Origin of the sequence: Burkholderia paludis, from assembly GCF_000732615.1 — a bacterium.
Taxonomy (GTDB): Bacteria; Pseudomonadota; Gammaproteobacteria; order Burkholderiales; family Burkholderiaceae; genus Burkholderia; species Burkholderia paludis.
The window spans coordinates 25780-52631 of sequence record NZ_JPGL01000015.1 but is presented as its reverse complement, the minus strand read 5'-3'; the positions used below and the strand labels follow the sequence as shown (position 1 = coordinate 52631).

Below are 26852 nucleotides of genomic sequence, written 5' to 3'. Positions count from 1 at the left end.
AGACGCATGGGATTCCGGCAAGCGCCAGGGTGCCAGCCGGGGCCGACCGTGAAGCGTGGGGCCCTGCAAGCGCTAATGCACTTACCGGGGCCGACCGCGAAGCATGGGGCCCCAGCAAGCGCTGAAGCGCCAACCGGGACCGACCGCGAAGCATGGGGCCCCTGCAAGCGCTGAAGCGCCAACCGGGGCCGACCGCGAAGCATGGGGCCCCAGCAAGCGCTGAAGCGCTAACTGGGCGCCGACCGCGAAGCATGGGGCCCCAGTAAGCGCTGAAGCGCTAACTGGGGCCGACAGGAGACAAGTCATGCCGCAACCCTTCGTGCTGCCCGCCACCGCGGGTCGCACCGACCTGCTCGCGCAGGCGCATGCCCGTTCGACCGCGGTCGGCCTGCGCGCGCACGAACGCCCGGATTTCGCTCCGCTGTCGCACATCGCGCTGCGCGAGCTGCTCGACACGAATCACACGCTGTTCTCGCATGCGCGCCCGGTGATGGAAGATCTCCACGCGCAAATCGCCGATACGCAAAGCCTCGTGCTGCTGACCGACGCCGACGGCGTGATCCTGCACAGCATCGGCGACGCCGACTTCATCGAAAAAGCCAACCGCGTCGCGCTGTGCACCGGCGTGTCGTGGGCCGAAGGCGCGCGCGGCACCAACGCGATCGGCACCGCGCTCGCGGCGGGCCAGGCCGTCGTCGTGCACGGCTCCGAACATTTCCTGCGCGCCAACCACATCCTCACCTGCGCGTGCGCACCGATCGTCGATCCGTTCGGCCGCACGCTCGGCACGCTCGATGTCAGCGGCGACCCGCGCGGCTCCAGCCCGCATACGCTCGCGCTCGTGCGCATGTCCGCGCAACTGATCGAGAACCACCTGTTCGCGAACCAGTGCGGCGAAGCACTGCGGCTGCGCTTTCACGCGCACGAGGATTGCGTCGATTCGCTGTTCGCCGGGCTCGTCGCGTTCGGCCCCGATGGCGGATTGATCGCCGCGAACCGCAGCGCGCAATTCCAGCTCGGTGCATCGTTCGACGCACTGCGGCATCAGGCGAGCGACGCCCTGTTCGGGATGCGCTTCGGCCAGCTCGCGCAGCAGGCCGCCCGCTCGCCGGGAGCCACGTTCCGCCTCACGCTGTCGACCGGCGTGCGGGTGCTCGCCCGCTGCGAATTCCCGGAAGCGCAGAAGGCGACCGTCGCCGTCACGCCGCCCGCGCCGGCGGCGCGCATGCGCGCGCCCGACCCCGATGCGATCACGTTCGCGACGCTCGATACCGGCGACGCGCGCATGGCCGCCGTGCTCGAACGCGTCGCGAAGATCCGCGGGCGCGACCTGCCGCTCCTGATCCTCGGCCAGACCGGCACCGGCAAGGAATGGCTCGCCCGCGCGCTGCACCAGGCGTCGCCGCGCGCGGACGGCCCGTTCGTCGCGGTCAACTGCGCGGCGCTGCCCGATTCGCTGATCGAGGCGGAACTGTTCGGCTACGAGGACGGCGCGTTCACCGGCGCACGCAAGCGCGGCAGCCCCGGCAAGATCGTGCAGGCCGACGGCGGCACGCTGTTTCTCGACGAAATCGGCGACATGCCGCTCGCCCAGCAGGTCAGGCTGATGCGCGTGCTGCAGGAACGCGCGGTGATGCCGCTCGGCAGCGCCCGTGCGGTGCCGGTCGACGTGCGCGTGGTCTGCGCGACCCATCGCGACCTGCGCGCGATGATCGCGGAAGGCACGTTCCGCGAAGACCTGTTCTACCGGATCAACGGGCTCGCGGTCACGCTGCCGGCGCTCGCCGCGCGCACCGACCTGCCCGCGCTCGTCGAGCGGATCCTCGCGCGGCTCGCGCGCAGCGAACCGATGCCGCGCCGCATCGCGGCCGACGTGCTCGACGCGTTCACGCGCCACCGCTGGCCCGGCAACCTGCGACAGATGACCAACGTGCTGCGCACGGCCGGCATGCTCGCCGAAGACGAAGCCGAGATCACGCTCGCGCATTTGCCCGACGATTTCTGGCTCGACTGCGACGGCGACCGTGACGGCGCACCGGCCGCGTTGCCCGCCGCAACGCCCGCCGCGTCGGCCGGCACGCACGACGGAACGACGCTGCAAAGCCACCAGGCCGCGGTGATCGACGCCGCGCTCGCGCGCCATCGCGGCAACGTGTCGGCGGCCGCGCGCGAGCTGGGTCTCGCGCGCAACACCGTCTATCGGCACCTGCGCCGGCATTGACGCTCGCGGCCGGCCGACGCCGGCCGCCGGCGCGTTCGGGTATGCTTGGCGCGTTGCCCCGCCGAACCGCCGCCCGCCTCCGTCATGACCGATCCGGAACACCCTCCCCTCGTGCGCATCGAGCCGCTCGGCGCGACCTTCGATGCGCCCGATTCGCTGACGCTGCTCGAAGCCGCCGCCTTCGCGCGCGTGTCGCTGCCGCGCTCGTGCCGCAACGGCACGTGCCGAAGCTGCCTTTGCCGAATCGTCAGCGGCAGCGTACGCTACACGATCGAATGGCCCGGGTTGAGCCGCGAGGAAAAGGCCGACGGCTATACGCTGCCATGCGTGGCCGTCGCGACGTCGGACCTCGTGCTCGACGTGCCCGACGCGGTCATGCTCGACTAGCGGCCGTTCATGGCGCGCGCACTCGCGCGTGCCGTCCGGCAACGGTCGATCCTGCGAGGAGAACGTCATGGTCATGCCCCGGCAAACCGGCCGCATCGAAAAGCAGGCCCTGCTCGCCGCATCGCCCGACCGCGTGTGGGAAGCCGTCAGCAACGCCGGCGAATTCGGCCAGTGGTTCGGCGTCACGTTCGACGGGCCGTTCGCGGCCGGCCAGCCGTTGTTCGGCCGCATCACGCCGACGCGCGTCGACGACGACGTCGCGAAAACGCAGGAGCCCTACGCAGGCACCGTGTTCGAAATCGTCGTCGATCGCGTCGAGCCGAAGCAGCTGTTCTCGTTCCGCTGGCATCCGTTCGCCATCGATCCGAATACCGATTACACGTCCGAGCTGATGACGCTCGTCACGTTCGCGCTCGCCGCCCAGGCCGGCGGCACGCTGCTCACCGTCACCGAAACGGGCTTCGACCGGTTGATCGAGGCGCGCCGCGCACAGGCGCACGAGATGAACGATCGGGGCTGGGCCGCCCAGATGACGCTGATCGCGAAATACCTGGCGCAGCACGCATAGCGCGCCGCCACGTCGCACGTCCTGCACGCCTTGCGCAACGACGTGCGTGGCATAATCCGCTCCATCGTCGTCCACACGCCGCCACGCATCGCATGCTGAGTCGTCGCCTCCGGAAGATCGGCAGTCTGATCGGGATGCTCGCCATCCTGCTGACGGCGCTCGCGCCGACGATCTCGCAGGCGCTGACGACGCAGCAGCGCGTCGATGCGCTGCTGGCCGGCTACTGCTCGGCCGCGCCGGCCGCCGGCCACTCTGCCGATGCGCCGTCGAAGAGCCTGCAAGCGCACCTCCACGCGTGCGGCTATTGCAGCCTGCTGGCCCATTCCCCCGCCCTGCCCGCGCCCGAACTGACGTTCGCGGCCGACCCGCACGCACTCCCGCATCGCGAAGCCGCGCGCTTCGACAGCCTGCGCCGCGCGCTGCCGCTGACGGCCGCGCAACCGCGCGCGCCTCCGCTCGCGTCCTGACCCGCCGTTCCGCGCGATGCCGCTACGCATCGCGCGGCCCGCGCACGCCGTCTGCGGGCGCGACCTGCCACGTTTCGAAGGACGATCAACCGCCGTCGCATCGCGCGCGGCGCGCTGAAACCGTGTCCGCGATGCGCGCGGCAGGTCGCGCCGGCCGCATCGTCACCGATACCCGCTGCACCCTCATCAGGAGAACCCACCATGAAACGCCCGATTCCGACCTGCCTGCTGTTCGCACTGCTGGCGCTGCAGGCGCCCGCCACATTCGCCGCGCCGGCCGTGCAGGCCGACGCCTGCTGGATCCGCGCGATGCCGGCGACGGTGCCGTCGTCCGGCTATTTCACGCTGAAGAACGACGGCGACGCGCCCGTCACGCTGACGGGCATCGACACGCCCGCGTACGGCATGGCGATGCTGCATGAAACGCAGACGAATGGCAGCACCGCGAAGATGGTTCACGTCGACGCGGTCGAGGTGCCCGCGCACGGCACGGTGACGTTCAAGCCGAAAAGCTATCACGTGATGCTGGAGCAACCGCGCCAGGCCGTCGCGCCCGGCGCGAAGGTGCCGTTCCGGCTGCATTTCGCGGACGGCTCGACGGTGTCCGTGACCTGCGACGCCAAGGCGCCGACCTACGCCGGCCAGTAACGCCACCCGCCCCTCGTCGAAGGAGACTCACATGAAAGACCGCCTGCCGCTGGCCGACCTGATCGTCCGCTACCGGACGCCGTTGAATGTCGCGGTGCTGATCGTCTGCGGGATCTGGGCCGGGTGGATCGCGTGGATGACGCGGCCCGCCGCGATCGACACGTCGCCGTCGAGCCCCGCGTACTGCGTGCGCGACGCGCGCTGACGCGCCGCGACGGCGCGGTTCCGGGCCACGCTGCTCTTTTTTGGCGTGGCACCATCGTGTCATCCCGACCGCCGGAACCGTTTCCCGAACCCCGCATGTCCATTCAGACCTGGATGCTGTTTGCCGCAGCCTATCTCGCCACGACGCTGTCGCCGGGGCCGAACGTGCTGCTCGTGATCCGCAACACGGTGCGCTACGGTTCGCGCGGCACGGCCGCGACGATCGCGGGCAACCTCGTCGCGCAAGGCGTGGTCGTGCTGCTCGTCGCACTCGGCGTCGGCGCGGTGCTGGCCGCGATGCCGCCGCTGTTCGTCACGATGAAGGTGGTCGGCGCCGCATACCTGATGTGGCTGGGCGTCCGGCAACTGCGCGGCGACCGCAAGCCCGCCGCGTCCACCGGCGCGACGGCCGGCGCCGTGCCCGACCGCGGGAAGCTGTTCCGCGAAGCGCTGTTCGTGTCGGGCAGCAACCCGAAGACGATGATCTTCCTGTCGGCGTTCATGCCGCAGTTCATCGCGCACGACCGCCCACTCGCGCTGCAGTTCGTCGTGATGTACGCGACGATCGCGTGCACCGTCGTGGTCGTTCACAGCGTCTATTCGGCCGGCGTGCGCCGGTTCCATCGCGGCTTCGGCATGAGCCGCACCGTGCAGGCGCTCAAGCGCGCCAGCGGGCTGCTGTTCGTCGGGCTCGGAATCAAGCTGCTGACCGCGCGGCAGGCATAAGCCGCCGCGAACCCGTCAGTGCCTGTGCGCGGCCAGCACGGCCGCGATCTCGCCGAACGACGGCCGCGCGTCGACCTCCTCGTTCACGCAGGCCGCCGCCAGCGCATCGAGCGCCGCCCCATCCGCCCGGACGGGCGGTTCGCATCGCGCGAGCAACTCACCGAGCAGATGGCCGAACGCCCGCACCTCGATCCGCTCGAACCTGGCGCCGCGCGTGCGGTCGTTCACATCGTAGAGCGACGCCGCGCCGAAATCCCCGAGCAGCGCGCCGCCGCTGCCATCGTGCAGGATGTTGTGCGCGTACAGGTCGCCGTGCATGATGCCGCGCGCATGCAGATGGCCCGCGGCCGACGCGATGCCGTGAGCGATCCGCACCGCCGCCGCCGGCTCGAAGCGCGCGTCGGCCGCATACACGTCGCGCGTGCAGGACGCGAAGCTCGGCGGCCCGGCGAGGTTGGTCAGCGCGGGATCGACCAGCTCCATCACGAGTCCGTGGGCGCCGTCCGGATGCCTGCTCACCTTGCCGATCACCGGGATCACGTGCGGATGGCGGCCGGCGTGCAGGCACGCCGCCATTTCGCAATCGGGGAGGCCGTCGCTCGTCACCGCGCCCTTGAACAGCTTGACCGCGACCGCCCGTGGCGCATGCCCGTGCGCCTGCCATTGCGCGCGGTAGATCACGCCCGACGCGCCCTCGCCCAGCTTCGGCCCGCATGCCAGCGACGCCCAGTCGATGTCCGCGACCTCCGGCCCGGCCGATGCCGCGGCCTCCGTCGCGGCGCCGAACGGGTTGCCTGCCGCGGCAAGCCACGCGAGGCGCGGCAGGCGCAGCAGCCAGTCGGGCAATGCGTCGAGCCGGTTCGCCGACAGGCGCACCAGTTCCAGCGCACGGCATGCGGCCATTTCCGCGGGCAGCGCGCGCAGCTGGTTGCCGGCGAGCATCAGCTTCTGCAGCCGCGAACAGTCGCCAATATCGGCGGGAAGCGCGTCGATCGCGTTGTCGGTGAGAATCAGCCAGCGCAGCGCGCGCGGCAGCGAACCGCGCGGCACCGTGCGGATCCGGTTCGCCTTGAAACCGATCATGTCGAGCTGGCCGCACGCGCCGAGCACGTCGGGGAATGCGGTGAAACGGTTGCCCGACGCGAACAGGATGCGCAGGCGGTGCAGCCGCGGCAGGTCGTCCGGCAGCGCGGACAGCGCGTTGCCGGTCAGGTCGAGCACTTCGAGCGTGTCGGCGAGATCGAAGATCTCGCGGGGGAATTCGGTCAGTCCGCCGGCAAGCTTGAGCTGCCGCGCGCCCGACAATTGTCCGGCCTGCAGTTGTTCGAGGGTGTGTGTCACGGGAAGAAAGCGCGTTGCGGTTGCGATGATCGTCGGGCCGATCGCCCGAATTCTACCGGGATCGCCTTCGCGTGCATCGCGCGCCGTGTCACCCCCCCTTCACAAACGCGCGATGCCGCGCTAGAATTGCGCCCCTTGCAGTGCCGACGTGGTGAAATTGGTAGACACGCTATCTTGAGGGGGTAGTGGCGAAAGCTGTGCGAGTTCGAGTCTCGCCGTCGGCACCAGACGCTCTCTTCGCGTCCTTGCATCGCATGCGACACACGCATGCCGGCAACGATCGACGATCATCCTGCGCCATCGCGCACCTCCGTTTCCGATTCCCCGATATCCAGGCTTCGCCCCGGCGCCACCGGACGGCGGATTCGCGCGCGCCCGACTGCCGCGCGGGCAGCCGGAATCGCACGCGCCACGTCCGTCACGACGCCAGCATGTCGTCGCCCTTCACCGCATACGCCGCCTCCCGTCGCCGCAACCGCATCGCGATCGACGCGGCGAACACCGCCAGCGCGACACCAGCGAGAAACCCGCCCGTATAACCGACCTTCGCGGTCAGCGACAGGATCGACGACGATGCGATCAGCTCGCCGAGATCGCGCGTGCTCTGCACGGCCGTCACGTCGGTGCCGGCCTGGTCGCTGCCGCCCGCGAAACGCATGCCGGCCGTCATGATCGACACCGACGTGATCCCCGTCGCGAGCGAACCGAGCACCGTGCACAGCCAGGCCCACGACGGCGACACCGGCAGCCACCCGCTCGCCTGCGCAAACCACAGCGCCGCCCCCGCCCCCGCGAACGTCACGCCGGCCGTGAACGCGCGCCACAGGCCGAGCCGCCTGACGAGCCACGCGCCGCCGCCGCACCCGAGCACCACCGTCACGACGCCGCCGGCCATCCCGAGCTTGCCGATCGCGTCGAGCGTCCAGCCTGCGTCGTTGAGGAACAGCTTCGACAGGCCGAAGCCCGAGACGGCCGTCATCGCCGACAGCAGCGCGAGCGACAGCAGCGACCACGAGCGCGGCCGCTTCGCGAAGCGCACGAGGCTCGCATGGTGTTCGGCCCGGGCGCGGCCACGATCCGCGTCGCGCGGCAGCACCCACAGCACGCACACCAAGCTCGCGAGCGGCACGGCGGTCAGCGCGAGGAACGCGGCTGGCTGGCCGAACAGGCCGATCAGCGTCAACGTGCCGGCGCCGCCGCCGAAGAAGCCGATCATCACGCAGGCGATCTGAATCGCATTGATCTTTGCGAGCGTATCGCCGCTGAAATGCTCGGCGGCCATCCCGTCGTTCGCGATGTCCTGCGTCGCGCTCGCGAGCGAGGCGACGGCCAGCAGGCCGACCGCCCACCCGGCTGTTGCGACCGTCATCCCGATCTGCGCGAGACTGCCGAGGCACAGCACGACGATCGTCTGCATCGGCAGCATCCAGCTGCGGCGCCGGCCGATACGCGGCGACCAGCGGTTGTCGACGACGGGCGCCCACAGGAATTTCACGACCCACGGCAGCCCGACGAGCGGCAGGAACGCAAGCGCGTGAAGCGGCGCGCCGTCGTGGCGCAGCAGCGTCGGCATCGCGTCCATCGCAATGCCGATGGGGATGCCTTGTGACAGGTAAAGCAGCGTGATCGTGATGACCAGGCGGCGATGTTCGAGCAGATCGCGCATCGAAGTCTCCAGTTGCATGACATTAAAAAGGTTCGGCGCCGGCCGGCATGCGCGCGGGCCGCATCGCATCGCGGCGCGGACGGCTCGCGGCACGCAGCAGCACGGCGCCGAACGCGACGAGCGCCGCGTCGATCGGCCAGTACACGGGTTCGCGCGCGCCGAGCAGCGCGATCGCGCAATGCACCGCACCGGCGAGCGCGTAGGCGAGACCGGACGCGCGCATCAGCGTGCGCACCAGCGCCGCGCGATCGGCCAAGCCGGCCGACAGCACGAGCGTGCCGCCCCACACGGCCCAGAACAGCATCGCGACTGCGTGATCGGCGCGCGCGCCGTCGGGCAATGCGCGCCCGGCCAGCAGCAGCACGCCGCCCGCGAGCACGAGCCCGCCGCATGCGCCGACCGCGACGGCGGCCAGCACGCCCGCCGCCCGATCGCGTTGTGCACGCCGCCGCTCGATCCACAGATGCAGCCCCGTCGCGCACAGCACGCACGCTGCCAGCCCCATCAGGAAGTGCAGCACGCGCAGCACGCCGCCGCCCGCGCCAACCCAGCCGTATTGCGCGAAATGCAGCGGCTGCACCGCGATGAACGTGCGCAGCCAGAAGCCACGGCCACGCGAGGTGGCATCCGCGAGCCATTGCCCGTCCGCCGCGCGATACAGGTGACGTTCGAACACGGCGGTACTCGGCAGGCCGGTGGTCGTGCCGGCGATCTCGACGCGCGCGTTCGCGTCGCCCCAGCGATGCAGCGTGACGGCCTCGCGGCGGAAATCCGGCATGCGCGCCGCGTCGCGCCGCAGCAGCGCGTCGAGATCGGGCTGACCGCGCCACGCGCCGCCGGCCGCGGCGGGCGGCGGCCCGCCGAGCAGTTCGGCGAACGCGCGCTGCGGCTGCCCCGGATAGGCGACGCCCGCGAGCGCCACCGTGCCGAGCGCGCCGAGCCCCGACAACGCGCCGGTCAATGCGAACAGCACGAGCCACGGCGTCCCCCACAGGCCGATCCACGCGTGCAGGTCGAACAGCGCGACGCGCAGGCCGCTGCCGCGCCGGATGCGCGCCGCGTCGGGCCAGCGCCGGCGATGCACGATCACGCCCGCGACGATGAGCACGAGCAGCACGATGCCCCACAGGCTCACGAAGATGCGCCCGGGAAAGCCGGCGAACAGCGTCTTGTGCAGCGTGACGAGCACCGCCGCCCGTCCGCCGTCGGCCAGCGGCGCGCCGGTTGCCGGATCGAGCGCCAGCGTGCATGTCTGGCGCGCGTCGCAGAAACGGATCGCCGGATCGTCCGGCCGCGGCAGCACGATGCGCACGTCGCGCAGCGACACGCCGAGCGCCGCCGCGCGCGCGACGAGCGCGTCGAGCGGCAGCGCCGGCCGCGCGACGGCAACCGGCGGCGGCCGCCACCAGCCCTGCATCGAATCGGTCGCGAGGCTCCAGGTGCCGCTGAACAGCACGACGAACAGGACCACGCCGAACAGCGCGCCGGCCCCGCGATGCAGCGCCCGCCAGCGCGAACGCGATGCAGTGTCCATGTCAGCGCCCTCCCCACAACGCCGCGCACGGCACGAGCACCGCGAGCCACGCGAGCACGCGCCACGCGGCCTGCCGCCGCCCGGGCGCGACGAGCACCCACAGCAGCGCGGCGACGCTCGCGACCAGCGACAGCAGCACGGCCGCATAGAGCCGGTTCAGGCCGTCGGCCGGGTAATGACGCGCCAGCGTGATCGCGAGCGCGACCGCGCCCGGCAGTACGCCGCCGATCGCGAGCGCCGTGCGCGTGCCCCAGCCGCCCGCCATCAGAACTGCCCGCGCACGGTCAGCATCACGTTGCGCGGCTCCCCGTAACGGTTGTTCCAGCCCGGCTGGCTGAGGCTCAGGTAATACTTGCGGTCGAACAGGTTGTTGACGTTGACCGCCGCGCTCCAGTGCTTGTCGTAGCGATAGCCGAGCCGCACGCTCGCGAGCGCGTAGCCGCCCTGGTTGAGCGTGACGCCGTTTGCCTGCGCCGAGTAGCTGCTCTGCACCTGCAAGCCGCCGCCGACGCTCCAGCGCCGCTCCTGCCACGGCAGGTCGTAGTTGGTCCACAACCGGAACAGGTGGCGCGGATTCAGCAGCGGCGCGAACGAGCCCGAGTTCGCGAGGTTGTCCGCATAGCGCATCGTGTCGTACGTGTAGCTCGCCCACACGCTCCACCACGGCGTGATATGGCCGTTCGCCTCGAACTCGAAGCCCTGGCTGCGCACGCTGCCGCCGTTCACGTAATAGCAGTTCGGCCCCGCGCACGGATGCGCGATGTCGACCTGCGGGTTGTTGTCGAGATCGATGCGGAACGCCGCGAGCGACACGTCGAGCTTGCCGCCCGCCAGTTCGCCCTTCACGCCCGTCTCGTAGGTGCGCCCCTTGACCGGCGTCAGGATGCCGCCGCCCCACATCGACTTGGTCTGCGGCTGGAACACTTCCGCATAGCTCGCGTACCACGACCAGTCGCGCGCGAAATCCCAGATCAGCCCGCCGTACGGCGTCAACTGGCCACCGGTGTTGTAGTGCGCGCCGAGGCTGTCCTGGTTCCACCAGCTCATCCGGCCGCCGAGCACGAGCGTGACGGGTTCCGCGAGCTTGATGCGGCCGAGCCCGTAGACGCCTTTCTGCTCGATGTCGTTCTGCTGCGATTGCTGGTACGGCCCGAAGCCCGGATCGGGCACGCTGCTCGGGTTCCAGCGGTACACGTTCACCGGCGTGCCGGACAGGTTGCCGAGCGGCTGCGCGGACATCTGCCCGCTGCTGCTGTTCGCATAGGTCATCCCGAACAGCAGTTCGTGCGTGAGCCCGAACGCATGCACCGGGCCCTGCACGTTCGCATCGATGCTGCGGCTATAGCTGCTGAACCGGTACGCGCCGCCCGTCAGCGCGCCGCCCGCGCCCGTCGCCGGGTCGATCGCGCCGAACGAGCCCGCGTACTTCAGGTCGGACTGCACGCCCTGGTACTCGCCGCTCACCTTCGCCTTCCAGCCTGCGCCGAGCTTCTGCTCGACCGAAGCGAACGCGCGCGTCGTGTCCCAGTTGAAACGGCCCCATGCGGTGTCGAGGAACGTCGAGCGCGGCAGGCCGAGGCTCGACCCGTCGCGCGCCATCGGCACGCCGGACATGTCGGGTATCGACGAGGTCGTCTGGTACTGCGCGCCGAACGTGAGCAGCGTGTCGCGCGTCACGTCGACTTCCGTGACGCCGTAGATCGAACGCGTGTCCTGCTTCGCATGGTCGTAGAAGAAATGGCGATCCTCGTACGCGGCCACGAGCCGGCTGCGCACCGTGCCGGCCGCATTGAGCGGCCCGCCGATATCGGCCTCCGCGCGGTAGCGGTCCCAGCTGCCGACGCTCAGGCTCGCGTTCGCGGCGAACTGGTACTGCGGCCGCTTGCGCACGAGGTTGACCGTCGCGGCCGGGTTGCCCGAGCCGTGCAGCAGGCCGTTCGCGCCGCGCAGGATTTCCACGCGCTCGTACACCGACATGTCCTGCGGCGCGCTCGCCATGTCGCCGATCACGACCGGCACGCCGTCGAGCTCGAACGAATCGACCTTGAAGCCCCGCACGAAATACGCGGTGGTGAGCAGCACGTACGGCTGCACGGTCACGCCCGCCGACTGCTGCATCACCTCGTCGAGCGAGAACAGGTTCTGCTGGTCGATCCGTTCGCGCGTCGTCACGCTGACCGACTGCGGAATCTCCCGCAACGCAAGCGGCATCTTGCCGACCGTCGCCACCGACGGATCGTCGGTCGCGCCGCGCGCCGCGGTCACCGAAATCGCCTTCAGCTCGCCCGCGGCGGGCTTCACGGCGACCGCGTCCTCCTTCCGGACTTCCGTGCCGGCCGCCGGCACCGCCTCGGCGAACGCCGCCGCCGGATGCGCGGCGATCAGCAGGCCGAGATACAGCGACGGACGCCAGCGCGCCCGCCCGAAACGGGCGACTCGCGCGCCCTTCGTCTTTGATCTCTCAGGTTCCAGTACCTCGTACCGCATTCACGCCCCCGTATTTGATAATCATTCTCATTATCAAATAGAACCGGCCGGGGATTTTTCGATCGAGGGCCTTTTCCTATCGATTCCGGGCACGCCGGCATACATTGTTCACGTCATTGTTCGGATTCGGCCGCCCGGACATCGGCGTCCGCGCCCGCCGGGGCGGGCGCCGGCCCTTCGGGCGGCCGCCCGGCCCGGGCGAACGTCGCATACCACGCATCGGTTTCGACAAGCTGCGCATGCGTGCCGGTCGCCCGCACCCGGCCCGCGTCGAGCACGACGATCGTGTCGGCGGCCGCCGCGAGCGCCGGCTGGTGCGTGACGACGATGCGCGTACGCTGCCCGCGCAGCGCGACGAGGCTGTCGCGCACGCGCCGCGCGCTCAGCTCGTCGAGGCTCGCGGTCGGCTCGTCGAACATCAGCACCGGCGCCCGCGCCAGCAGCGCGCGGGCGAGGCACGCACGCTGGCGCTGCCCGCCCGACAGCAACTGGCCGCCCGGCCCCACGTCGGACTCGAGCCCGTCGGGCATCCGCTCCACGTCGCGCAGCAGGCCGACCGCGTCCAGCGCGTCGCGCAGCTCGGCATCGGTCGCGTCCGGCCGCCCCATCCGGACGTTCCAGGCGAGGCTGCCGCGAAACAGCCCGTTGTCCTGGAACACGAGGTTGCGGGTCGCCGCGAGCGTCGCCTCGCTCAGGTGCCGCACGTCGGAGCGGCCGAGCAGCACGCGCCCGGCGCACGGATCGTCGAGCCGCGCGAGCAGCCCCAGCAGCGTGCTCTTGCCGGCGCCCGTGGGGCCGACGATCGCGACGAAGCCGCCCGCCGGACACTGCAGGTCGACGCCGTCGAGCAGCGTCGCGCCGGCGCCCGATCGATAGCCGACCCGCACCGCGTCGACGCTCGCATCGTGTACCGGCGTGCCGCGCTCGGGGCTGTCGAAACGCGGCGCATGCAGCACGGCGAGCACCGTATCGAGCGCGCGCCAGCCGCCGCGCAGCGCCTGGTCCAACTGCGTGAGTTGCGCGAGCGGCTCGATGAAGCGCACGAGCAGCACCAGCACCGCCACGGCCGTCGCGGCATCGAGCCGGCCCGCCGCGACCGCCCACGCGCCGCCGACCAGCATCGCGACGAACACGCCCTGCACCGCCCCCGCGAAGCCGAGCTCGATCGGCAGCGAGCGCCGCATCAGCGTGCGCGTGCGGCGATGCTGCTCGTCGAACGCGCGCTGCAGCGCCGCGCGCGCGTCGCCTTCCTGGCCCGCGAAGCGCAACAGCCCCTGATGCGCGGCGAAGGTCTGCAACTGCACGGCCATCTCGCGATCGCCGGCCGCGCGCGCCTGCTCGGATGCGAGCGTGCGTGCGCCGCCGCGTTCGAGCAGCGCGAACAGCAGCACGGCCGCGGCCGCGAGGCAGAGTGCGATGCGCCAGTCGATCCACGCGAGCCCCGCGACAACCGCGAGCGGCGTGACGACCGCGCCGATCAGCGGCCCGAGCAGGTGCGCGGGAATGCTCATCGCCTGCATGACGGGCCCGCGCAGCAGCCCCGCCGGATGACGGTCGCGCACGGCCTGCCACGACGCAATGCGCGGCAAATGCTGCACGAGGCGCTCGACGAGGCCGACGGCCAGCGCGCCACCCGCGCGATAGCCGCCGAGTTGCGCGACATACAGCACGAGCGCGTGGCATAGCGTCAGCGCGCCGAGCGCGATCGTCCAGTGCAGCGCGGCCGCGTGCGCGCCGGCAAACCACGCGCGGATCAGCGGCACGAGCAGCAACCCGCATGCGCCGTCGAGCAGCGCGGCGGCCACCGCCCAGCCGACTCCGCGCCACAGCGCGCCGCGCGTGTCGCGCGGCAGGCATTGCAAACGTTTGAGCGATTGCATCATCGTGCTCCCTCCCCGGCGGCCGCGCCGCGTTCGGCCCATAGCCGCGCATACAGCCCGTGCGCGGCCAGCAGCGCCGCATGCGTGCCGCGCTCGACGATGCGGCCGCGATCCATCACGAGAATCTGGTCCGCATGCCGAATCGCATCGAGATCGTGACTGACGATCACGCGCGTGCGCGGGTCGCCGCGCAATGCGTTGCGCAACGCGCGCCCGGTTTGCGGGTCGAGCGCCGACGCCGGCTCGTCGAGCAGCAGCAGCGGCGCCGCGGACAACAGCGCCCGCGCGATCGCCAGGCGCTGCAGCTCGCCGCCGGACAGGCGCACGTCGCGTCCGCACACGCAGTCGTAGCCGCCCGGCAACGCGTCGATCCGTTCGTCGAGGCAGGCCGCGCGCGCGGCCGCGCGAATCTCGCCGCGCTCGGCGTCGGGCCGGTAAAGCGCGATGTTCGCGGCAATCGACACGTCGAGCGCGGCGGCCTGCTGGAACACCATCGCGACCTGCTCGCGCCGCGTGTGCGATGCGAGCAGGCGCAGGTCGACGCCGCCGAGCGCCACCGTGCCGCGATCCGGATCCATGAAGCGCGCGAGCAGCATCAACAGCGTGCTCTTGCCCGCGCCCGACGGCCCGACGATCGCGGTCGTCGTGCCGGCCGCGACCGTCGCGTCGATGTCGTGCAGGATCCGTACGCCGTCGATATCGACGCTCACGCCCTTCAGCTCGACCGATGCATCGCGCGGCACCTTCGCCGCGCCGTCGGCGGGCTCGGGCAAGCCCGGCTGCGCGAGCAGCGCATCGAGGCGCACAGCGGCCGCGCGCGCCTCGCGCAACGCGTCGGCGCCGTGGCCGAGCGCGCGCACCGGCGCCGCGACCGCCCAGATCAGCAGCGCGAACACGCACAATTCGCCGACCGGCAGGCGGCCGGCCGTGAGCCAGTTCGCACCGAACACGACCCACGCGAGCAGGAACGGCGTGCCGAGCAGCACCTGCGAGCACGCCCCCGCCCCGCCGATGCGGCCGACCCACGCGAAGAACGCCTGACCGAAGCGCCCGGTCGACGCCAGCGCGGCCGCCTCGATGCCCGCGCCCGGATACTGCCGCACGAGCGCCGGATTCTGCGCGAGCTGCGCGTAATCGCCCATCAATTGCTCGAGCGCCGCGTTGCGCGCGGCGACGGCCGGCGCGAACCGCGCCGAGCGCATCCAGCGAAACAGCGCGACGCCCGCGACGAGCGGCACGAGCGCGAACGCGAGCAGGACGGGATTCACGTACAGCAGGCACGCGAGCGCCGCGCACGGCACGACGATGAGCTGCGTGACGTCGGCCGGCGCGTGCGCGACGAGCTGGTGCAGCGCGCGCACGTCCTGGTCGACGTGGCGCGCGACGCGATCGCCGCCCGCGCGCGCGAACCAGCCGAGCGGCAAGCGTTGCAGATGATCGGCGAGGCGCTTGCGCAAGCGGTCGGAAAGAGCCGCGTCGACGCGGTGCGTCAGGTGCAGCGCGATCGTCTGGCCGCCCAGCCAGCCCGCGCCGGCCACCACGGCCGCGACGAGCCAGCCGCGCGCCGTCGCGTCGAGCTGCGCGGTCGCGCGCCATGCGTCGGCGACGCGGCCGAGCGCGAGCCACGGCACGAGCGACGCGACACCCGCCAGCGCCTGCAGCACGACCGCCGCCGCGAGCGGCGCCGCGAACGGCCGCAACATCGAAAGCAGCGGCCCCTTCATGCGGCACGCTCCAGCAGCATGCCGAGGGTCGCCGTGCGTGCATCGCCCGGCGGCTGTTCCGGAAAGCCGAGCTGCATGGTCAGTTGCTGCCAGACGCGCGTGACGTCGATGCTGCGCTGGTTGCACGCCTGCAACCCGTCGCCCGACACGAGGCGATCGACCGCACGCACGGCCGCCTGCGGCCAGCTGTGCGCGTGGATCGTCCCCCACGTATCGCGCGCCTCGTCGCACAGCTGGATGCTCGGCAGGTCGTCGCCGGCCGTGTCGCCGAAGATCGGGAACAGCCCGTCCTCGTCCGCCGCCGGTTCGCGCAGCGCGGGCGCCCACCACAGCGGGCCGTGCGGCGACGCGAGCGTCCAGGTGCCGGCTTCCGTCGTCAGCGTGATGCCGAACAGCACGCTCATCCGGCCGTCGTCGGCCGCCGCCATCTCGTTGTGCACGCGCAGCGAGACCGGCGTTTCCGCGAGCACCATCGCGCATTCGCGCATCGACGACAGCGCCGGCCCGACCGGCTCGACCGACCACGGGCCCACGCCCTGCAGCGCGGCCGCGAGCACGTCGAGCGCCGCGTAGCTGGCCTGCACCGAGCACACGACATCCGCATGCACGGGCGCGCACGTCTCGCGCAGCCGCCGCGCGACCGCGATGAAGCGGGAGACGACCGGCAGGTTCGGATAGAAGGTGTTGAGCAGGCAGCGGCGGCCGTGACGCGACGCGGTGCGCAGCACCGTGTCCCATTCGTCGGGCAGCAGCGGATGCTCGATCACGACGTCGATCCCGCGTTCGAGCAGCCGGCACGCGAGCGCCGCGCCTTGCTCGCCGCGCGCCGCGCCGCCGACGGCCACGCATGCCACGCGCACGTCGTCGGGCAGCGCTTCCGGGCTGTCGAACACGGGCGCGCCGACACGCGCGGCGAGTGCGGCCGTGCGCGCGCTGCCCCGGCCGAGCATGCCGGCGACACGGTACGTGCCGGATGCGGCGAGGCCCGCCGCGTAGAACTGGCCGAAGCGGGAGCCGGCCACGACGACCGGCAGCGGATGGTCCTTCATTGCGCCTCCTTCAGGCGGGTGTCGACGAACGCGGCGTTCAGGCAGTCGAAATGACCGCCGGGGATGTCGACGGACGTGATGCCGCCGAGCGCCTGCGCCGTCCAGTAGTCGGTGAGCGCCGCGCGCTGCTGCGGGATCAGCGGGTTGCAGCGCTCCGGCACGAACAGCCGCAGCGCGCCCGCGTACGGCGCATCGCCGGCCCAATGGCTCGCCTGCACCGAATGCGTGAAGAGCCGGTACAGCCGTTCGCGCTCGTCGAGCAGCGGATGCGCAACCGCGTCCTGCATCGACAATCCCGCGGCGGCGCGCAGCACGCGGCCGCGCAGCGCATCGAGCGGCTCGCAGCGATCGCCGAAGATCTCCAGCTGCGCCTGCAGGCTGCCGGATGCGAGCCGCGCGGGGTCGGCCTTCAGCGCATCGGCGAGCGCGTCGGCCAGCACATACGTTTCCGGGAACCCCAGCGCGTCGAGCGGCAGCCCGAGCGTCGCCGCGAAGTTGAACAGCACGAGCCGTTCATCCTCGATCAGGTACGGAATCCGGTAGCTCGACACGATGTCGAGCGTGCGCACGTCAACGCCGAGCTGCACGAGCGACTTCGCCATTTCGAGCGCGACCAGCCCGCCCGAGCAGTAGCCGAGCACGTCGACCTCGCGCACGCCGGCGCGCCACAGCGCGTCCGCGTAACGCCTGCCGAGCGTCGCATTCAGGTGGCGCGCCGGCAGGTCGAGATAGTCCTGCGCGTCGCGCACCGCGAAGCCGAGCACCGGGCCGAGCCGCGCGAGCGCCGGCATCGCCGGACGATAGGCATGCACGGTGCCGAGCCCCTCGTGCACGATCACGCGCGGCACACCGTCGCCCGGCGCCAGCGGAATCGGCCGCACGTCGGCGCGCACGCGGGGCGCCGGCGCATGGACGACGGCCGACGCCTGCGGCGCGCGCGCGACGGCCGGCGCCGGCGATGCGGCGCCCGGCGGCTGCGCGTGCGCGTCGCGCAGGCATTGCGCGAACGCGGCCGGCGTCGGCTGCGCGAGCACCCAGCGCAGCAGCCGGTCGAACGGATGCGCGTGCGCGAGCGGCTCCTCGCCGCGCAGTCGCGACACGAGTTGCGCGATCAGCAGCGAATCGCCGCCCGCGGCGAAAAAGTCCTGGTCCGGCGCGACGTCGCGCGTATCGAGCACCGCTTCCCACAGGCCGATCAGCCGCGCCAGCAGCGGATCGGCATCGGCCTGCGCCCGGGCCGGCCGAGCGGCCGCCGGCTCCGGCTCGCGAATCTCGGCGATGCCGGCCAGCGTACGGCGGTCGATCTTGCCGTTCGCGGTCACGGGCAACCGGTCGAGCACGCGCAATTGCGACGGCACCATGTAGCCCGGCACGCGCTCCGCGACGAACGCCAGCAGCGCGTCGGTCGCGATGCGCGGCGCGCCGCGCTTCACGTGCGCGACCAGGATGTCGTAGCCGAGCGCGTCGAGCGGCGTGCCCGGCGCCACGCACCCGAGCGCGCGATCGCCGCCGTCCGCCTGCAGCCATTCGAGCCACTGCGCGCGCGGCACGAACAGGCGCGCGTCGGCGGCGCGCGCGTCGTCCGGCGTTTCCATCATCAGCCCCTGGCTGATGCTGATTTCCGGATGCTCGGCCGTCAGTTCCTGGATCACCCACCACGCATCGGCCGCCGCCAGCGTCCGCAACCCGGCGATCAGCGCGACCGTGTCGCGCGCATTGTTCAGCGCGCCGGAGCTGATCGCGACGTCGATCGAATGCGGCGCGATGCCCTGCGCGTCGAACGGCGCGTTCATGTCGAACCGCACGAAGCGCATCCACGGATACGCGGCGAAACGCTCGCGCGCCGCCGCGAGGAAGTAGCTCGACACGTCGCTGAACAGATAGTCGATCCGCGCGCCCGCCTCCACCAGCGGCGCGAGCGCGTCGACGATCGCCCGCGTCGCCGCGGCCGTGCCCGCGCCGATCTCGAGCATCCGCCACGGGCGCCGCGGTTCGCGCGCGACGATCGCACGCACGGCCTGCGCCATCCCGCGATGCAGCGCACGCGCATGTTCGCCGTCGCTGTACATCGCATCGGCGATATGCGACGCGCCTTCCGGAAACATCAGGCCGGCCGGCGACACGCTGCCGTCCACCTGCACGTCGATGCACCCCGCGCTGTCGCGGAAGTAGTCGACCAGTACGGCCGGCCACAGATCGGGCGACGCATCCTGCGCGAACGCATCCCAGCACGCGTGCGCGTCGGCGCGATCGGCGTCGGGCCGCACGCGCCAGCCGCCCTCGACGCTCGCATCCAGCACGCCGTGCCCGTCGAGCATCGCGAGCCAGTGGCGCAGCAGATGCCGCCGCGCCGCCGGCACGCGCAGCCGCTCGCACAGCGTGTCGAAATCGGTCGGCGCCTCGTCGCCCAGCCCGCCGGCCGGCACGATCCAGGCCGCCAGCGACGCGACGCACGCCGCCTCGAGCCGGGCGACCGAGCGCGACACGTCCGCGTGCGCGGGCCAGCGTGCGGCGTCGAACGCCGCGCGCACGTGCGTCGCGATCTCATGCAGTGCGTCTTCCCGCGCCGCCAACGCCGGCTCCGGCGGCGTAGCCGGCTCCGCGCCGTGCAACGACACGAAGCTCGCGAGCCGGCGCTCCGCCCCTTCGCCGAGCACGATCGTCGCGGCCGCGCCGACCTGCGGATGCGCGGCCAGCGCCGCATCGATCTCGGCCAGCTCGATCCGGTAGCCGCGGATCTTCACCTGATCGTCCTGACGCCCGAGGAATTCGAGCGAACCGTCGGCGCGCACTCGGCCGAGATCGCCGGTGCGGTAGAGCCTGCGCCCGTCGCGATGACGGATGAAGCGTTCGTCCGTCCTCACCGGATCGTTCGCGTAGCCCGTCGCGAGCCCGACGCCGCCGATATGGATTTCGCCGCGCACGCCGGGCGGGCACGGCCGGCCGAGTGCGTCGAGCACTTCCATGGTCTGGCCCGTCAGTGCGCGGCCGTAGGGAATGCTGGCGAGCTGCGTGTCCGCCGGCAGGATCGGATGCTCGATCGACCAGATCGACGCTTCGGTCGCGCCGCCGAGGCTGAACAGCGCACTGTCGGGCCAGCGCCGCCACCAGCGCGCCGGCAGCGTCACCGGAATCCAGTCGCCCGACCACAGCACGCGGCGCGGGCCCGGCACGTCGAGCGCCGGCTCGCCTTCGAGGTAGTCGATCAGCATCTGCCCTTGCGCGGGCACCGAATTCCACAGCGTCACGCGATGACGCGCCATCAGCTCGGCCCAATGCGACGGATCGTTGCCGCGCGCCGGATCGGGCAGCACGATGCACGCGCCGCGCGCGGTCGCGCCGAAGAAGTCGTAGACGGACAGGTCGAAGCTCAGCTCGGCAAGCCCGAGCACCACGTCGCCGGCGCCGACCGCGTGGCGCGCGCTGATGTCGGCGAGCGTGTTGCACACCGCCGCGTGGCTCAGCATCACGCCCTTCGGTTCGCCGGTGGAGCCCGACGTGTAGATCACGTACGCCAGCGCATCGCCGCCGATGTCGTGCGCGGCGCGCGGCGGCCATTGCGGATCGATCGGCAACGCATCGAGATCGATGCGCACGCACCCGTCGTGCGCGAAGTCGAGCGCCTGCACGCTGACGACGGCGCGCACCCGCGCATTGCGCAGGATCGCCTGTTGCCGCAGCGCCGGCTGGCGGCTGTCGACCGGCACGTACGCGGCCCCCGCCTGGACGATCGCGAGCACGGCCGCGAGCTGGTGCGCGCACTTCGGCATCAGCACCGCGACGGTATCGCCCGCGCCGACGCCGGCCTGTTCGAGCGCGGTCCGCAGCGCCGCTGCGTGTTGCGCGACGTCGCGGTACGTGCGTGCGCCCTGCGCATCGATCACCACCGGCGCATCGGGCGTACGCAACGCCTGCGCGGCGAAGCCGGCCGCGATATGCGTGTCCGCATCCGGATGCGCGTCGGCGGCCGGCGCGTCGGCCGGCAGCACGATGTCGCCCACGCGCGACCACCATTCGGCGTCGCCGGCGAGCCGCCCGAGCAACGCGACGTATGCGTCGAACATCGCCGCGGGCATGCCGTCCGGAAACAGATCGTCGCGCACGTCCCAGCCGATTTCCAGCCCGCCGAACTGGTCGGTCACCTGGCAGTCGAGCCAGACCTGCGGCGTCTGGCTGATCATGTAGCGCGGCGGCGCCGCGCGGGCCGGTTGCTCGCCGAGCAGCCGCTCGACGCTGCCGATGCCGCTCGTGAACACCACCGGCATCAGCGCCGCCTCCTTGCCGCGCCGCCGCGCGAGTTCGCGCATCACGTCGACGCCGGTAAACGCGCGATGGTCGAGATCGTCGAACATCCGCGCGCCAAGCGTGCGCGCACGCTCGACGAAATCGCGCCCGTGCGTCGCGTCCACCGAGAGCAGGCTCAGCGCGGTGAAATCGCCGAGCACCGCATCGATGTGCGGATGCACCGGCGGCCGGTTCAGCACCGTCAGGTTCAGGCAGAACGCCGGCGACTGGCTCCAGCGGCCGACGACCTCGGCGAACGCGGCCAGCGCGACGCTCGCCGCGCTCAGCCCGAAGCGGCTCGCCTGGGCGCTCAGCGCGGCCCATTGCGCGCGGTCGAGCCGCGCATGCCGGTGCGTGAAGCGCGGCCGCGCGTCGGCGCGCAGCGCGGGCAACACCGGCAGGTCCGGCCGTGCGGGCAGATCGTCGATGCGCGCGAGCCACCATGCCTTGTCGCGCGCATGATCGGCGCGCGTGCCGGCATGGGCTTCATTGACGACGTAGTCGCGGAACGTCGCGTCGAGCGGCGCGGGCTGCCAGTGCGGCGCATCGTAACGGCGCCGCCATTCGGCGAGCAGCAGTTGCAGGCTCGCGTAGTCGATCAACGTGAAATCGACCGACAGGTGCAGCACCGCGCCGTCCGGCCCGAGGCTCACTTCCGGCTGCAGCACCGGCCAGCGGTCGAGCGCATGCACCGCATGGTCGAGACGCTCGCGCACGCGCCGCAGGTGTGCGTCGAATGCGTTCGCATCGGCGTCGCGCAGGTCGTGCACCGTGAGCGGCTGCCACGGCACGTCGGGCAGCACGCGCTGCCACGCGTTGTCCTCGACGATCGCGCGCAGCATCGGATGCCGCGCGACGCACGCGTTCCACGCCGCCTCGAAGCGCACGCAGTCGAGATTCGCGGGTTCGTCGTATTCGACGTACAGATGGCACGCATGGCCGCCGAACTCGAACGATTCGTGACGGCCGAGCACATACGCGGCCTGCACCGGCGTCAGCGCGAAGCGCTCGTGCCGGGCCGCCGGATCGCCGCGCCACGCGCCGGCCTGCAGGAAACGGACGAACGCGTCGCGTTCGGCCTTGATGCGCGCGGCCAGATCCGCGTCGAGCGCGCCGGCCGGCGCGCGATAGCGCAACTGTCCGCCGTCGTCGCACCACAGTTCGATCCGGCGTTCGCGGCAGAGGTCGAGTACGTCGTCGAAGCTCACAGCACGCCCTCCTCGATCGCGGCGACCGGCGTATCACCGTCGGCCGGTGCGGACGGCGCCGACTCGTCGAGCCGCGCGGCGAGCCCCGCAAGCGTCGGCTGCCGGTAGAACGCCGCCATGCCGATCCGCACGCCGAGCCGCTCGCGCAGTTGCGCGAGCAGACGCGTCGCGAGCAGGCTGTCGCCGCCGAGCGCGAAGAACGTCGCCTCGCGCGCATTCGCCGGACGGCCGAGCGCGTGTTCCCAGCACGCGAGCAGCGTTGCCTGCCGTTCGTTTGCCGGCACGAACGCCTCGTGCGCGGCCGGCGCGTCGCCGAGCGCCCGCGCGAGCGCATCGCCCACCGCCCGCCGGTCGATCTTGCCGTTCGCGTTGAGCGGCCAGCGCGGCACGCACCACAGCGCATCGGGACGCATCGCGTCGGGCAACCGGTCGCGCAGCCAGTCGGCCAGCGCCGCCTGCGCGACCGGCTCGCCGGCCCGGCGCGCGTCGATGCACGCGAACGCGCTCGAGCGCCAGCTCCCGGCATCGACCGCGAAGCCGCAGATGTGCGCCGCCGCGGCCAGCGCGGCATGCCCGAACGGCCGCGGCGCCGACGTGTCGCCCGTCACGCCCGCGACGAGTTCGCGCAGCGGCGAATCGCGCAGCACGTCGGCGAGCAGCAAGCGGCCATGCTGCGCCAGCAACGCGGCCGCGATCCGGAACGTGTCGCGCGGATCGTCGCGCAGGTGCGCCGCCGCGAAGCTGATCACGCAATCGAACCGGCCGAGATGGCGTGCGGGCAGCAGGCCGTCCTGCATCGTCTGCAGCGTCGGCGTCGTCTGCGCGAAGCGCGCCTGCGCACTGCGCAGCAGGCCCGGCGACGCGTCGAACAGCGTCACGTCGAAACGCGGATCGTCGAGCACGCCGAGCCCCGCATCGAGCCACTGCCCGGCACGGGCGTCGAGCACCGCGACCCGCGGCGGCGTCGCCTGCGCGTCGGCCTGCGCCCGCAGCGCATCGCCGAACTGGCGCAGCGCGCGAGCGCCGTCGGGCAACCGCGTCGCGAACGCAAGCGGCGCCACCCGCGCGTCGAGCGGCACGCGTTGCGCGGCGCCCTCCGGATCGGCGGCGAGCGCGCGCAGCGAAGCGGTCAGATCGTCGAGATCGGCCGCATACCAGTCGAGCCGGTCGAGCGCGCCGTCGATGGCGACGGGGGCGTCGCCCTTCGCGTGGCCCGGCCCGCGCAGCGCAGGCGGCAAGCCCGCATCGCCGTCGAGCAGCCGGTCGGCCACCGCGCGCGCGACGGCCGCTTCAGCGTGCACCGTGTCGGCAAGGCCGGCTTCCGCGAGCGCGGGCGACGAAGGGTCCGCGCCCGGCGCGCAATCGGCCGGCACGAACGCCGCGACGATGCGCGCGGCCTCGCCGCCGGCGACGCTCGCGCACGCACCGTCGATCTGCGGATGCGCGGCCAGCGCGGCCTCGATTTCGCCGAGTTCGATCCGGTGCCCGCGCACCTTCACCTGGCGATCCTCGCGCCCGAGGAATTCGAGCGTGCCGTCAGGCCAGTAGCGGCCACGGTCGCCCGTGCGATACCAGCGGCCCGACGCATGCTGCACGAAACGCTGCACGGTCAGCTCCGGATCGTTCCGGTAGCCGCGCGCGAGACTGTCGCCGCCGATCAGCAGTTCGCCCGGCACGTAGTCGGGCGCGTCGCGGCCGTCGGCGTCGACGACGCGATAGGCCTGCCCCGGCAGCGGCCGGCCGTACGGAATCGAACGCCAGTGCGGCGGCACGTCATGCACCGTCTGCACGTTCGACCAGATGCCGGCCTCGGTCGCCCCGCCGAGCGCATGGAACGCGCACGCGGCGCCACAGCGCTCGCGCAGGCGCGCCGGCAGGTCGAGCGCGATCCAGTCGCCGGACAGCAGCGCCGCGCGCACGCTGCGGCACGCGTCGGCCGCGGCCGGCACCGCCAGCGCCATTTCCAGCAGTGCGGGCGCCGAATTCCACAGCGTCACGCGATGCTGCGCGATCAGGTCGATCCAGCGGGCCGCGTCGCGCGCGTCGTCCTGGGTCGGCAGCACGAGTTCGGCGCCGGCGCCCAGCGCACCGAACAGGTCGTACACCGACAGGTCGAAGTCGAGCGCCGACACGGCGAGCAGCCGGTCGTCCGCGTTCACGCCGAGCAGCGCGCCGATCGCGTCGATCGTGTTGAGCGCCGCCGCGTGCGTCATCTCGACGCCCTTCGGCACGCCCGTCGAACCGGACGTGTAGATCACGTACGCGGAGGCCTGCGGCGGCACCGCCGCCGGAGCGGCCAGCGGCGCATGGCGCATCAGCGCCGCGACGGAAAACTGCGGCAGCGGCGCATCGGCGAGCGCCGCGTCGCCGATCGCGGCCTTCACGCCGGCCGCGCGCTCGATCAGCGCCTTGCGCGCCACCGGCTGCGCGATGTCGAGCGGCACGTAGCACGCGCCGGCGGCCAGTACGCCGAACACCGCGGCCACCTGCGCGGGCCCGCGCGGCAGGCTGATCTCGACCGCATCGCCATGGCCGATGCCGGCCGCGCGCAGGCCGCCCGCGATCGCGAGCGCCTGCGCGGCCAGTTCGCCGCGCGTCACGGCGCGCTCGCCGCAACGCAGCGCGACGGCCGCCGGCTCGCGTGCGGCCAACGCGAAGAAATCGTCGTGCAACGTGCGCGGCCGCCCCGGTGCGGGCGCCGCGTTGAGCGCATCGCGCACGCGACGTTGCGCGGACGGCAGTTCGACCGCGATCGGCAGCCGCCAGTCGCGATCGCACAACGCCTGCACGAGCGCGACGTACGCGCCGAACATCGCATCGAGCATTCCGTCGGGAAAGAGGCCGTCGACGCTGTCCCACGCGAGCAGCGCGCCGTCCGGCACGCGATAGAGCTGGTGATCGAGCCATACCTGCGGCGTCTGCGAAATCATGTCGTGCAGATCGCCGAACACGCGCGCGAACGCGTCGGGCACGAACGGCGCGTCGCCGAGATTGCACGAGAACACGACGGGCGCCGCGCGCGGCGCACCCTGCCGGCGCGCATCGCGCAGCACGTCGAGCGCCGGATACGCGGCCTGCGCGATCGCGCCGTGCAGCCGCTGCTGAAAGGCGCGCACCGCGTCGGCCGCGCTCGCGTCGGCGCGCACGTCGCACTCGACGAGCAGCAGCGTCGTGAAATCCGCGATCACGCGGCCGAGATCGGGCGCATCGCCGTGCCGGTCGAACAGCGGCACGTTGAGCAGGAACGCCTGCCGGTCGCTCCAGCGCGCGAGCACCGCGGCGAATGCCGCGCCGAACACCGACGACAGCGTGACGCCGTGCTGCGCGGCCCGCGCCTGCAGGCGCGCGAGTTCGGCCGTGCCGAGCGTATGCGCGACGCGGCTGAAGCGCGGCGCGCGGATCGTTTCCGGCGCGCGGGCGAGCGGCAGCGCCGGCCCTTCCGGCAGCGCGGCGAGCCGCGCGTGCCAGGCGTCGCGCGCCGCGGCCCGCGCGTCGCGCGTATCGGCCGCGCGACGCGCGAGCCAGGCCGGGAACCACGTCGACGGCGCGTCGGGCAATGCCGACGGCTCGGCATACGCCGCGCCGATCTCCTGCATCAGCAGCCGCACGCTGTCCACGTCGGCCGCGAGCAGGTCGACGCTCAGCCACACGCGATCCTCGCCGCCGGGCATCTGCACGAGCCCCGTCATGAAGACCTGCGCACGCTCGACGTCGAGACATTCGTGCGACCGGAACGCGCGCAGCGACGCCCAGCCGCTTTCCGCGTCGGCGGGCGTCCTGTCGCGCCAGTCCGCGTGCTCGAACACCGGCGAATCCGGCGTCGCGACGATCTGCTGCCGGCCGCCGGCGAAACGCGCCCGCAGCATCGGGTGACGCTCGCGCACGAGCCGGCATGCCGCGTCCAGACGAACGGGATCGATCGCGCGGCTGCGGAACTCGAGGAACGCATGGCAGCTCACGTTGCCGAGCACTTCGCCGTCGCCGCGGCCGAGCCAGTACGCCTGCTGCACCGCCGACAGGTCGAACGGCGCATGCACGTCGACGTCGAGGTCGGCCGCGCCGGCGTCAGGCGTCGCGCGCGCGACGCGCGGCGCGTTCGCGAGCAGCGCGGCCCACGCGCCGAGCGTCGGCGAGCGTGCGAACGCATCGAACGTCAGCGCGTAACCGAGCCGGTTCACGCGCGTCTGCAGGTACATCAGCCGGATCGAATCGAGGCCGCAGCTCAGCAGGTCCTCGTCGTCGTCGAGCAACGCGACTTCGTCGACGGGCTCGTCGAGCAGCTCGGCGATCAGCGCGACGAGCCGCGAGCGCAAGGCAATGGGAGAAGAACGGGAAGGATCGGAATGGTCGATCCTGGAATCGACAGCGGTCTGGCTCATGGGCACGCCTTGTATGGGTCGTTAGATGGCGGATCCGCGCGGCGGCGGCCACCCGTGAATGAGAATCTATCTCATTCAC

Annotated in this window: 17 protein-coding genes and 1 tRNA gene; 8 read left to right on the top strand and 10 right to left on the bottom strand. The window is 72.2% G+C overall.

Annotated features, from left to right (window positions below; genetic code table 11):
• Positions 1-304 precede the first annotated feature (304 nt).
• The 7 genes from GQ56_RS0111230 to GQ56_RS0111200 all read left to right on the top strand — a co-directional run bounded on the left by GQ56_RS0111230 (position 305) and on the right by GQ56_RS0111200 (position 5221).
• Entirely contained in the window at positions 305-2221 is a 1917-nt protein-coding gene (locus tag GQ56_RS0111230; protein ID WP_031398746.1) for a sigma-54-dependent Fis family transcriptional regulator, read from the top strand.
• Positions 2222-2305: 84 nt separating this feature from the next.
• Positions 2306-2608: a 2Fe-2S iron-sulfur cluster-binding protein gene (locus GQ56_RS0111225; RefSeq protein ID WP_031398745.1), complete on the top strand. Its 303-nt coding sequence runs from the start codon at positions 2306-2308 to the stop codon at positions 2606-2608.
• 73 nt (positions 2609-2681) lie between these two features.
• Positions 2682-3176 (top strand): SRPBCC family protein, encoded by a 495-nt coding sequence (locus GQ56_RS0111220; protein WP_031398744.1) that lies wholly within the window; start codon positions 2682-2684, stop codon positions 3174-3176.
• Positions 3177-3268: 92 nt separating this feature from the next.
• Entirely contained in the window at positions 3269-3643 is a 375-nt protein-coding gene (locus tag GQ56_RS0111215) for a DUF2946 domain-containing protein (protein ID WP_031398743.1), read from the top strand.
• Positions 3644-3844: 201 nt separating this feature from the next.
• Positions 3845-4291 (top strand): copper chaperone PCu(A)C, encoded by a 447-nt coding sequence (locus tag GQ56_RS0111210; protein WP_031398742.1) that lies wholly within the window; start codon positions 3845-3847, stop codon positions 4289-4291.
• 31 nt (positions 4292-4322) lie between these two features.
• Entirely contained in the window at positions 4323-4496 is a 174-nt protein-coding gene (locus GQ56_RS46030; RefSeq protein WP_162836101.1) for a hypothetical protein, read from the top strand.
• A 95-nt stretch (positions 4497-4591) separates the two neighbouring features.
• Positions 4592-5221, top strand: coding sequence for a LysE family translocator (locus tag GQ56_RS0111200; protein WP_031398741.1), 630 nt, complete (start codon positions 4592-4594; stop codon positions 5219-5221).
• Positions 5222-5236: 15 nt separating this feature from the next.
• On the opposite strand, the gene GQ56_RS0111195 is transcribed toward GQ56_RS0111200, so the two are convergent.
• Positions 5237-6562 (bottom strand): leucine-rich repeat-containing protein kinase family protein, encoded by a 1326-nt coding sequence (locus GQ56_RS0111195; RefSeq protein ID WP_031398740.1) that lies wholly within the window; start codon positions 6560-6562, stop codon positions 5237-5239.
• 142 nt (positions 6563-6704) lie between these two features.
• On the opposite strand from GQ56_RS0111195, the gene GQ56_RS0111190 reads away from it, so the two are divergent.
• A tRNA-Leu gene (locus tag GQ56_RS0111190) sits at positions 6705-6789 on the top strand.
• A gap of 191 nt (positions 6790-6980) precedes the next feature.
• Here the strand turns inward: GQ56_RS0111190 and GQ56_RS0111185 are convergent.
• The 9 genes from GQ56_RS0111185 to GQ56_RS0111145 form a co-directional block, all read right to left on the bottom strand.
• Positions 6981-8228 (bottom strand): RhtX/FptX family siderophore transporter, encoded by a 1248-nt coding sequence (locus tag GQ56_RS0111185; protein ID WP_031398739.1) that lies wholly within the window; start codon positions 8226-8228, stop codon positions 6981-6983.
• A gap of 22 nt (positions 8229-8250) precedes the next feature.
• The gene (locus GQ56_RS0111180; protein ID WP_031398738.1) at positions 8251-9762 is read right to left on the bottom strand and encodes a PepSY-associated TM helix domain-containing protein; all 1512 of its coding nucleotides are present in this window, start codon (positions 9760-9762) and stop codon (positions 8251-8253) included.
• Between the two features lies 1 nt (position 9763).
• Positions 9764-10027, bottom strand: coding sequence for a hypothetical protein (locus GQ56_RS0111175; RefSeq protein WP_031398737.1), 264 nt, complete (start codon positions 10025-10027; stop codon positions 9764-9766).
• Positions 10027-12249: a TonB-dependent siderophore receptor gene (locus GQ56_RS0111170; protein ID WP_043301293.1), complete on the bottom strand. Its 2223-nt coding sequence runs from the start codon at positions 12247-12249 to the stop codon at positions 10027-10029. The genes GQ56_RS0111175 and GQ56_RS0111170 overlap by 1 nt, the downstream gene beginning before the upstream one ends.
• A 113-nt stretch (positions 12250-12362) precedes the next feature.
• A complete protein-coding gene (locus GQ56_RS0111165; protein ID WP_031398735.1) occupies positions 12363-14132 on the bottom strand; it encodes an ABC transporter ATP-binding protein in 1770 nt (589 codons plus the stop codon).
• Complete coding sequence (locus tag GQ56_RS0111160) at positions 14129-15853, bottom strand: ABC transporter ATP-binding protein (protein WP_031398734.1); 1725 nt, start codon at positions 15851-15853, stop codon at positions 14129-14131. Before GQ56_RS0111160 ends, GQ56_RS0111165 begins: the two co-directional genes overlap by 4 nt.
• Positions 15850-16902 carry a Gfo/Idh/MocA family oxidoreductase gene (locus GQ56_RS0111155; RefSeq protein WP_031398733.1) on the bottom strand — a complete coding sequence of 351 codons (1053 nt, stop codon included), beginning with the start codon at positions 16900-16902 and terminating at the stop codon, positions 15850-15852. The genes GQ56_RS0111160 and GQ56_RS0111155 overlap by 4 nt, the downstream gene beginning before the upstream one ends.
• Entirely contained in the window at positions 16899-22394 is a 5496-nt protein-coding gene (locus tag GQ56_RS0111150; protein WP_031398732.1) for a non-ribosomal peptide synthetase, read from the bottom strand. Before GQ56_RS0111150 ends, GQ56_RS0111155 begins: the two co-directional genes overlap by 4 nt.
• On the bottom strand, positions 22391-26773 hold the full coding sequence (locus tag GQ56_RS0111145; protein WP_031398731.1) for a non-ribosomal peptide synthetase: 4383 nt from the start codon (positions 26771-26773) through the stop codon (positions 22391-22393). The genes GQ56_RS0111150 and GQ56_RS0111145 overlap by 4 nt, the downstream gene beginning before the upstream one ends.
• Positions 26774-26852: the final 79 nt, after the last annotated feature.

Excerpts from the sequence above, each read along its gene's own strand:
- GQ56_RS0111185 (WP_031398739.1), bottom strand. The coding sequence starts at position 8,228 with ATGCGCGATCTGCTCGAACATCGCCGCCTGGTCATCACGATCACGCTG.
- GQ56_RS46030 (WP_162836101.1), top strand. The coding sequence starts at position 4,323 with ATGAAAGACCGCCTGCCGCTGGCCGACCTGATCGTCCGCTACCGGACG.
- GQ56_RS0111155 (WP_031398733.1), bottom strand. The coding sequence starts at position 16,902 with ATGAAGGACCATCCGCTGCCGGTCGTCGTGGCCGGCTCCCGCTTCGGC.
- GQ56_RS0111180 (WP_031398738.1), bottom strand. The coding sequence starts at position 9,762 with ATGGACACTGCATCGCGTTCGCGCTGGCGGGCGCTGCATCGCGGGGCC.
- GQ56_RS0111160 (WP_031398734.1), bottom strand. The coding sequence starts at position 15,853 with ATGAAGGGGCCGCTGCTTTCGATGTTGCGGCCGTTCGCGGCGCCGCTC.
- GQ56_RS0111220 (WP_031398744.1), top strand. The coding sequence starts at position 2,682 with ATGCCCCGGCAAACCGGCCGCATCGAAAAGCAGGCCCTGCTCGCCGCA.
- GQ56_RS0111215 (WP_031398743.1), top strand. The coding sequence starts at position 3,269 with ATGCTGAGTCGTCGCCTCCGGAAGATCGGCAGTCTGATCGGGATGCTC.
- GQ56_RS0111165 (WP_031398735.1), bottom strand. The coding sequence starts at position 14,132 with ATGATGCAATCGCTCAAACGTTTGCAATGCCTGCCGCGCGACACGCGC.
- GQ56_RS0111145 (WP_031398731.1), bottom strand. The coding sequence starts at position 26,773 with ATGAGCCAGACCGCTGTCGATTCCAGGATCGACCATTCCGATCCTTCC.
- GQ56_RS0111225 (WP_031398745.1), top strand. The coding sequence starts at position 2,306 with ATGACCGATCCGGAACACCCTCCCCTCGTGCGCATCGAGCCGCTCGGC.
- GQ56_RS0111175 (WP_031398737.1), bottom strand. The coding sequence starts at position 10,027 with ATGGCGGGCGGCTGGGGCACGCGCACGGCGCTCGCGATCGGCGGCGTA.
- GQ56_RS0111230 (WP_031398746.1), top strand. The coding sequence starts at position 305 with ATGCCGCAACCCTTCGTGCTGCCCGCCACCGCGGGTCGCACCGACCTG.
- GQ56_RS0111200 (WP_031398741.1), top strand. The coding sequence starts at position 4,592 with ATGTCCATTCAGACCTGGATGCTGTTTGCCGCAGCCTATCTCGCCACG.
- GQ56_RS0111170 (WP_043301293.1), bottom strand. The coding sequence starts at position 12,249 with ATGCGGTACGAGGTACTGGAACCTGAGAGATCAAAGACGAAGGGCGCG.
- GQ56_RS0111210 (WP_031398742.1), top strand. The coding sequence starts at position 3,845 with ATGAAACGCCCGATTCCGACCTGCCTGCTGTTCGCACTGCTGGCGCTG.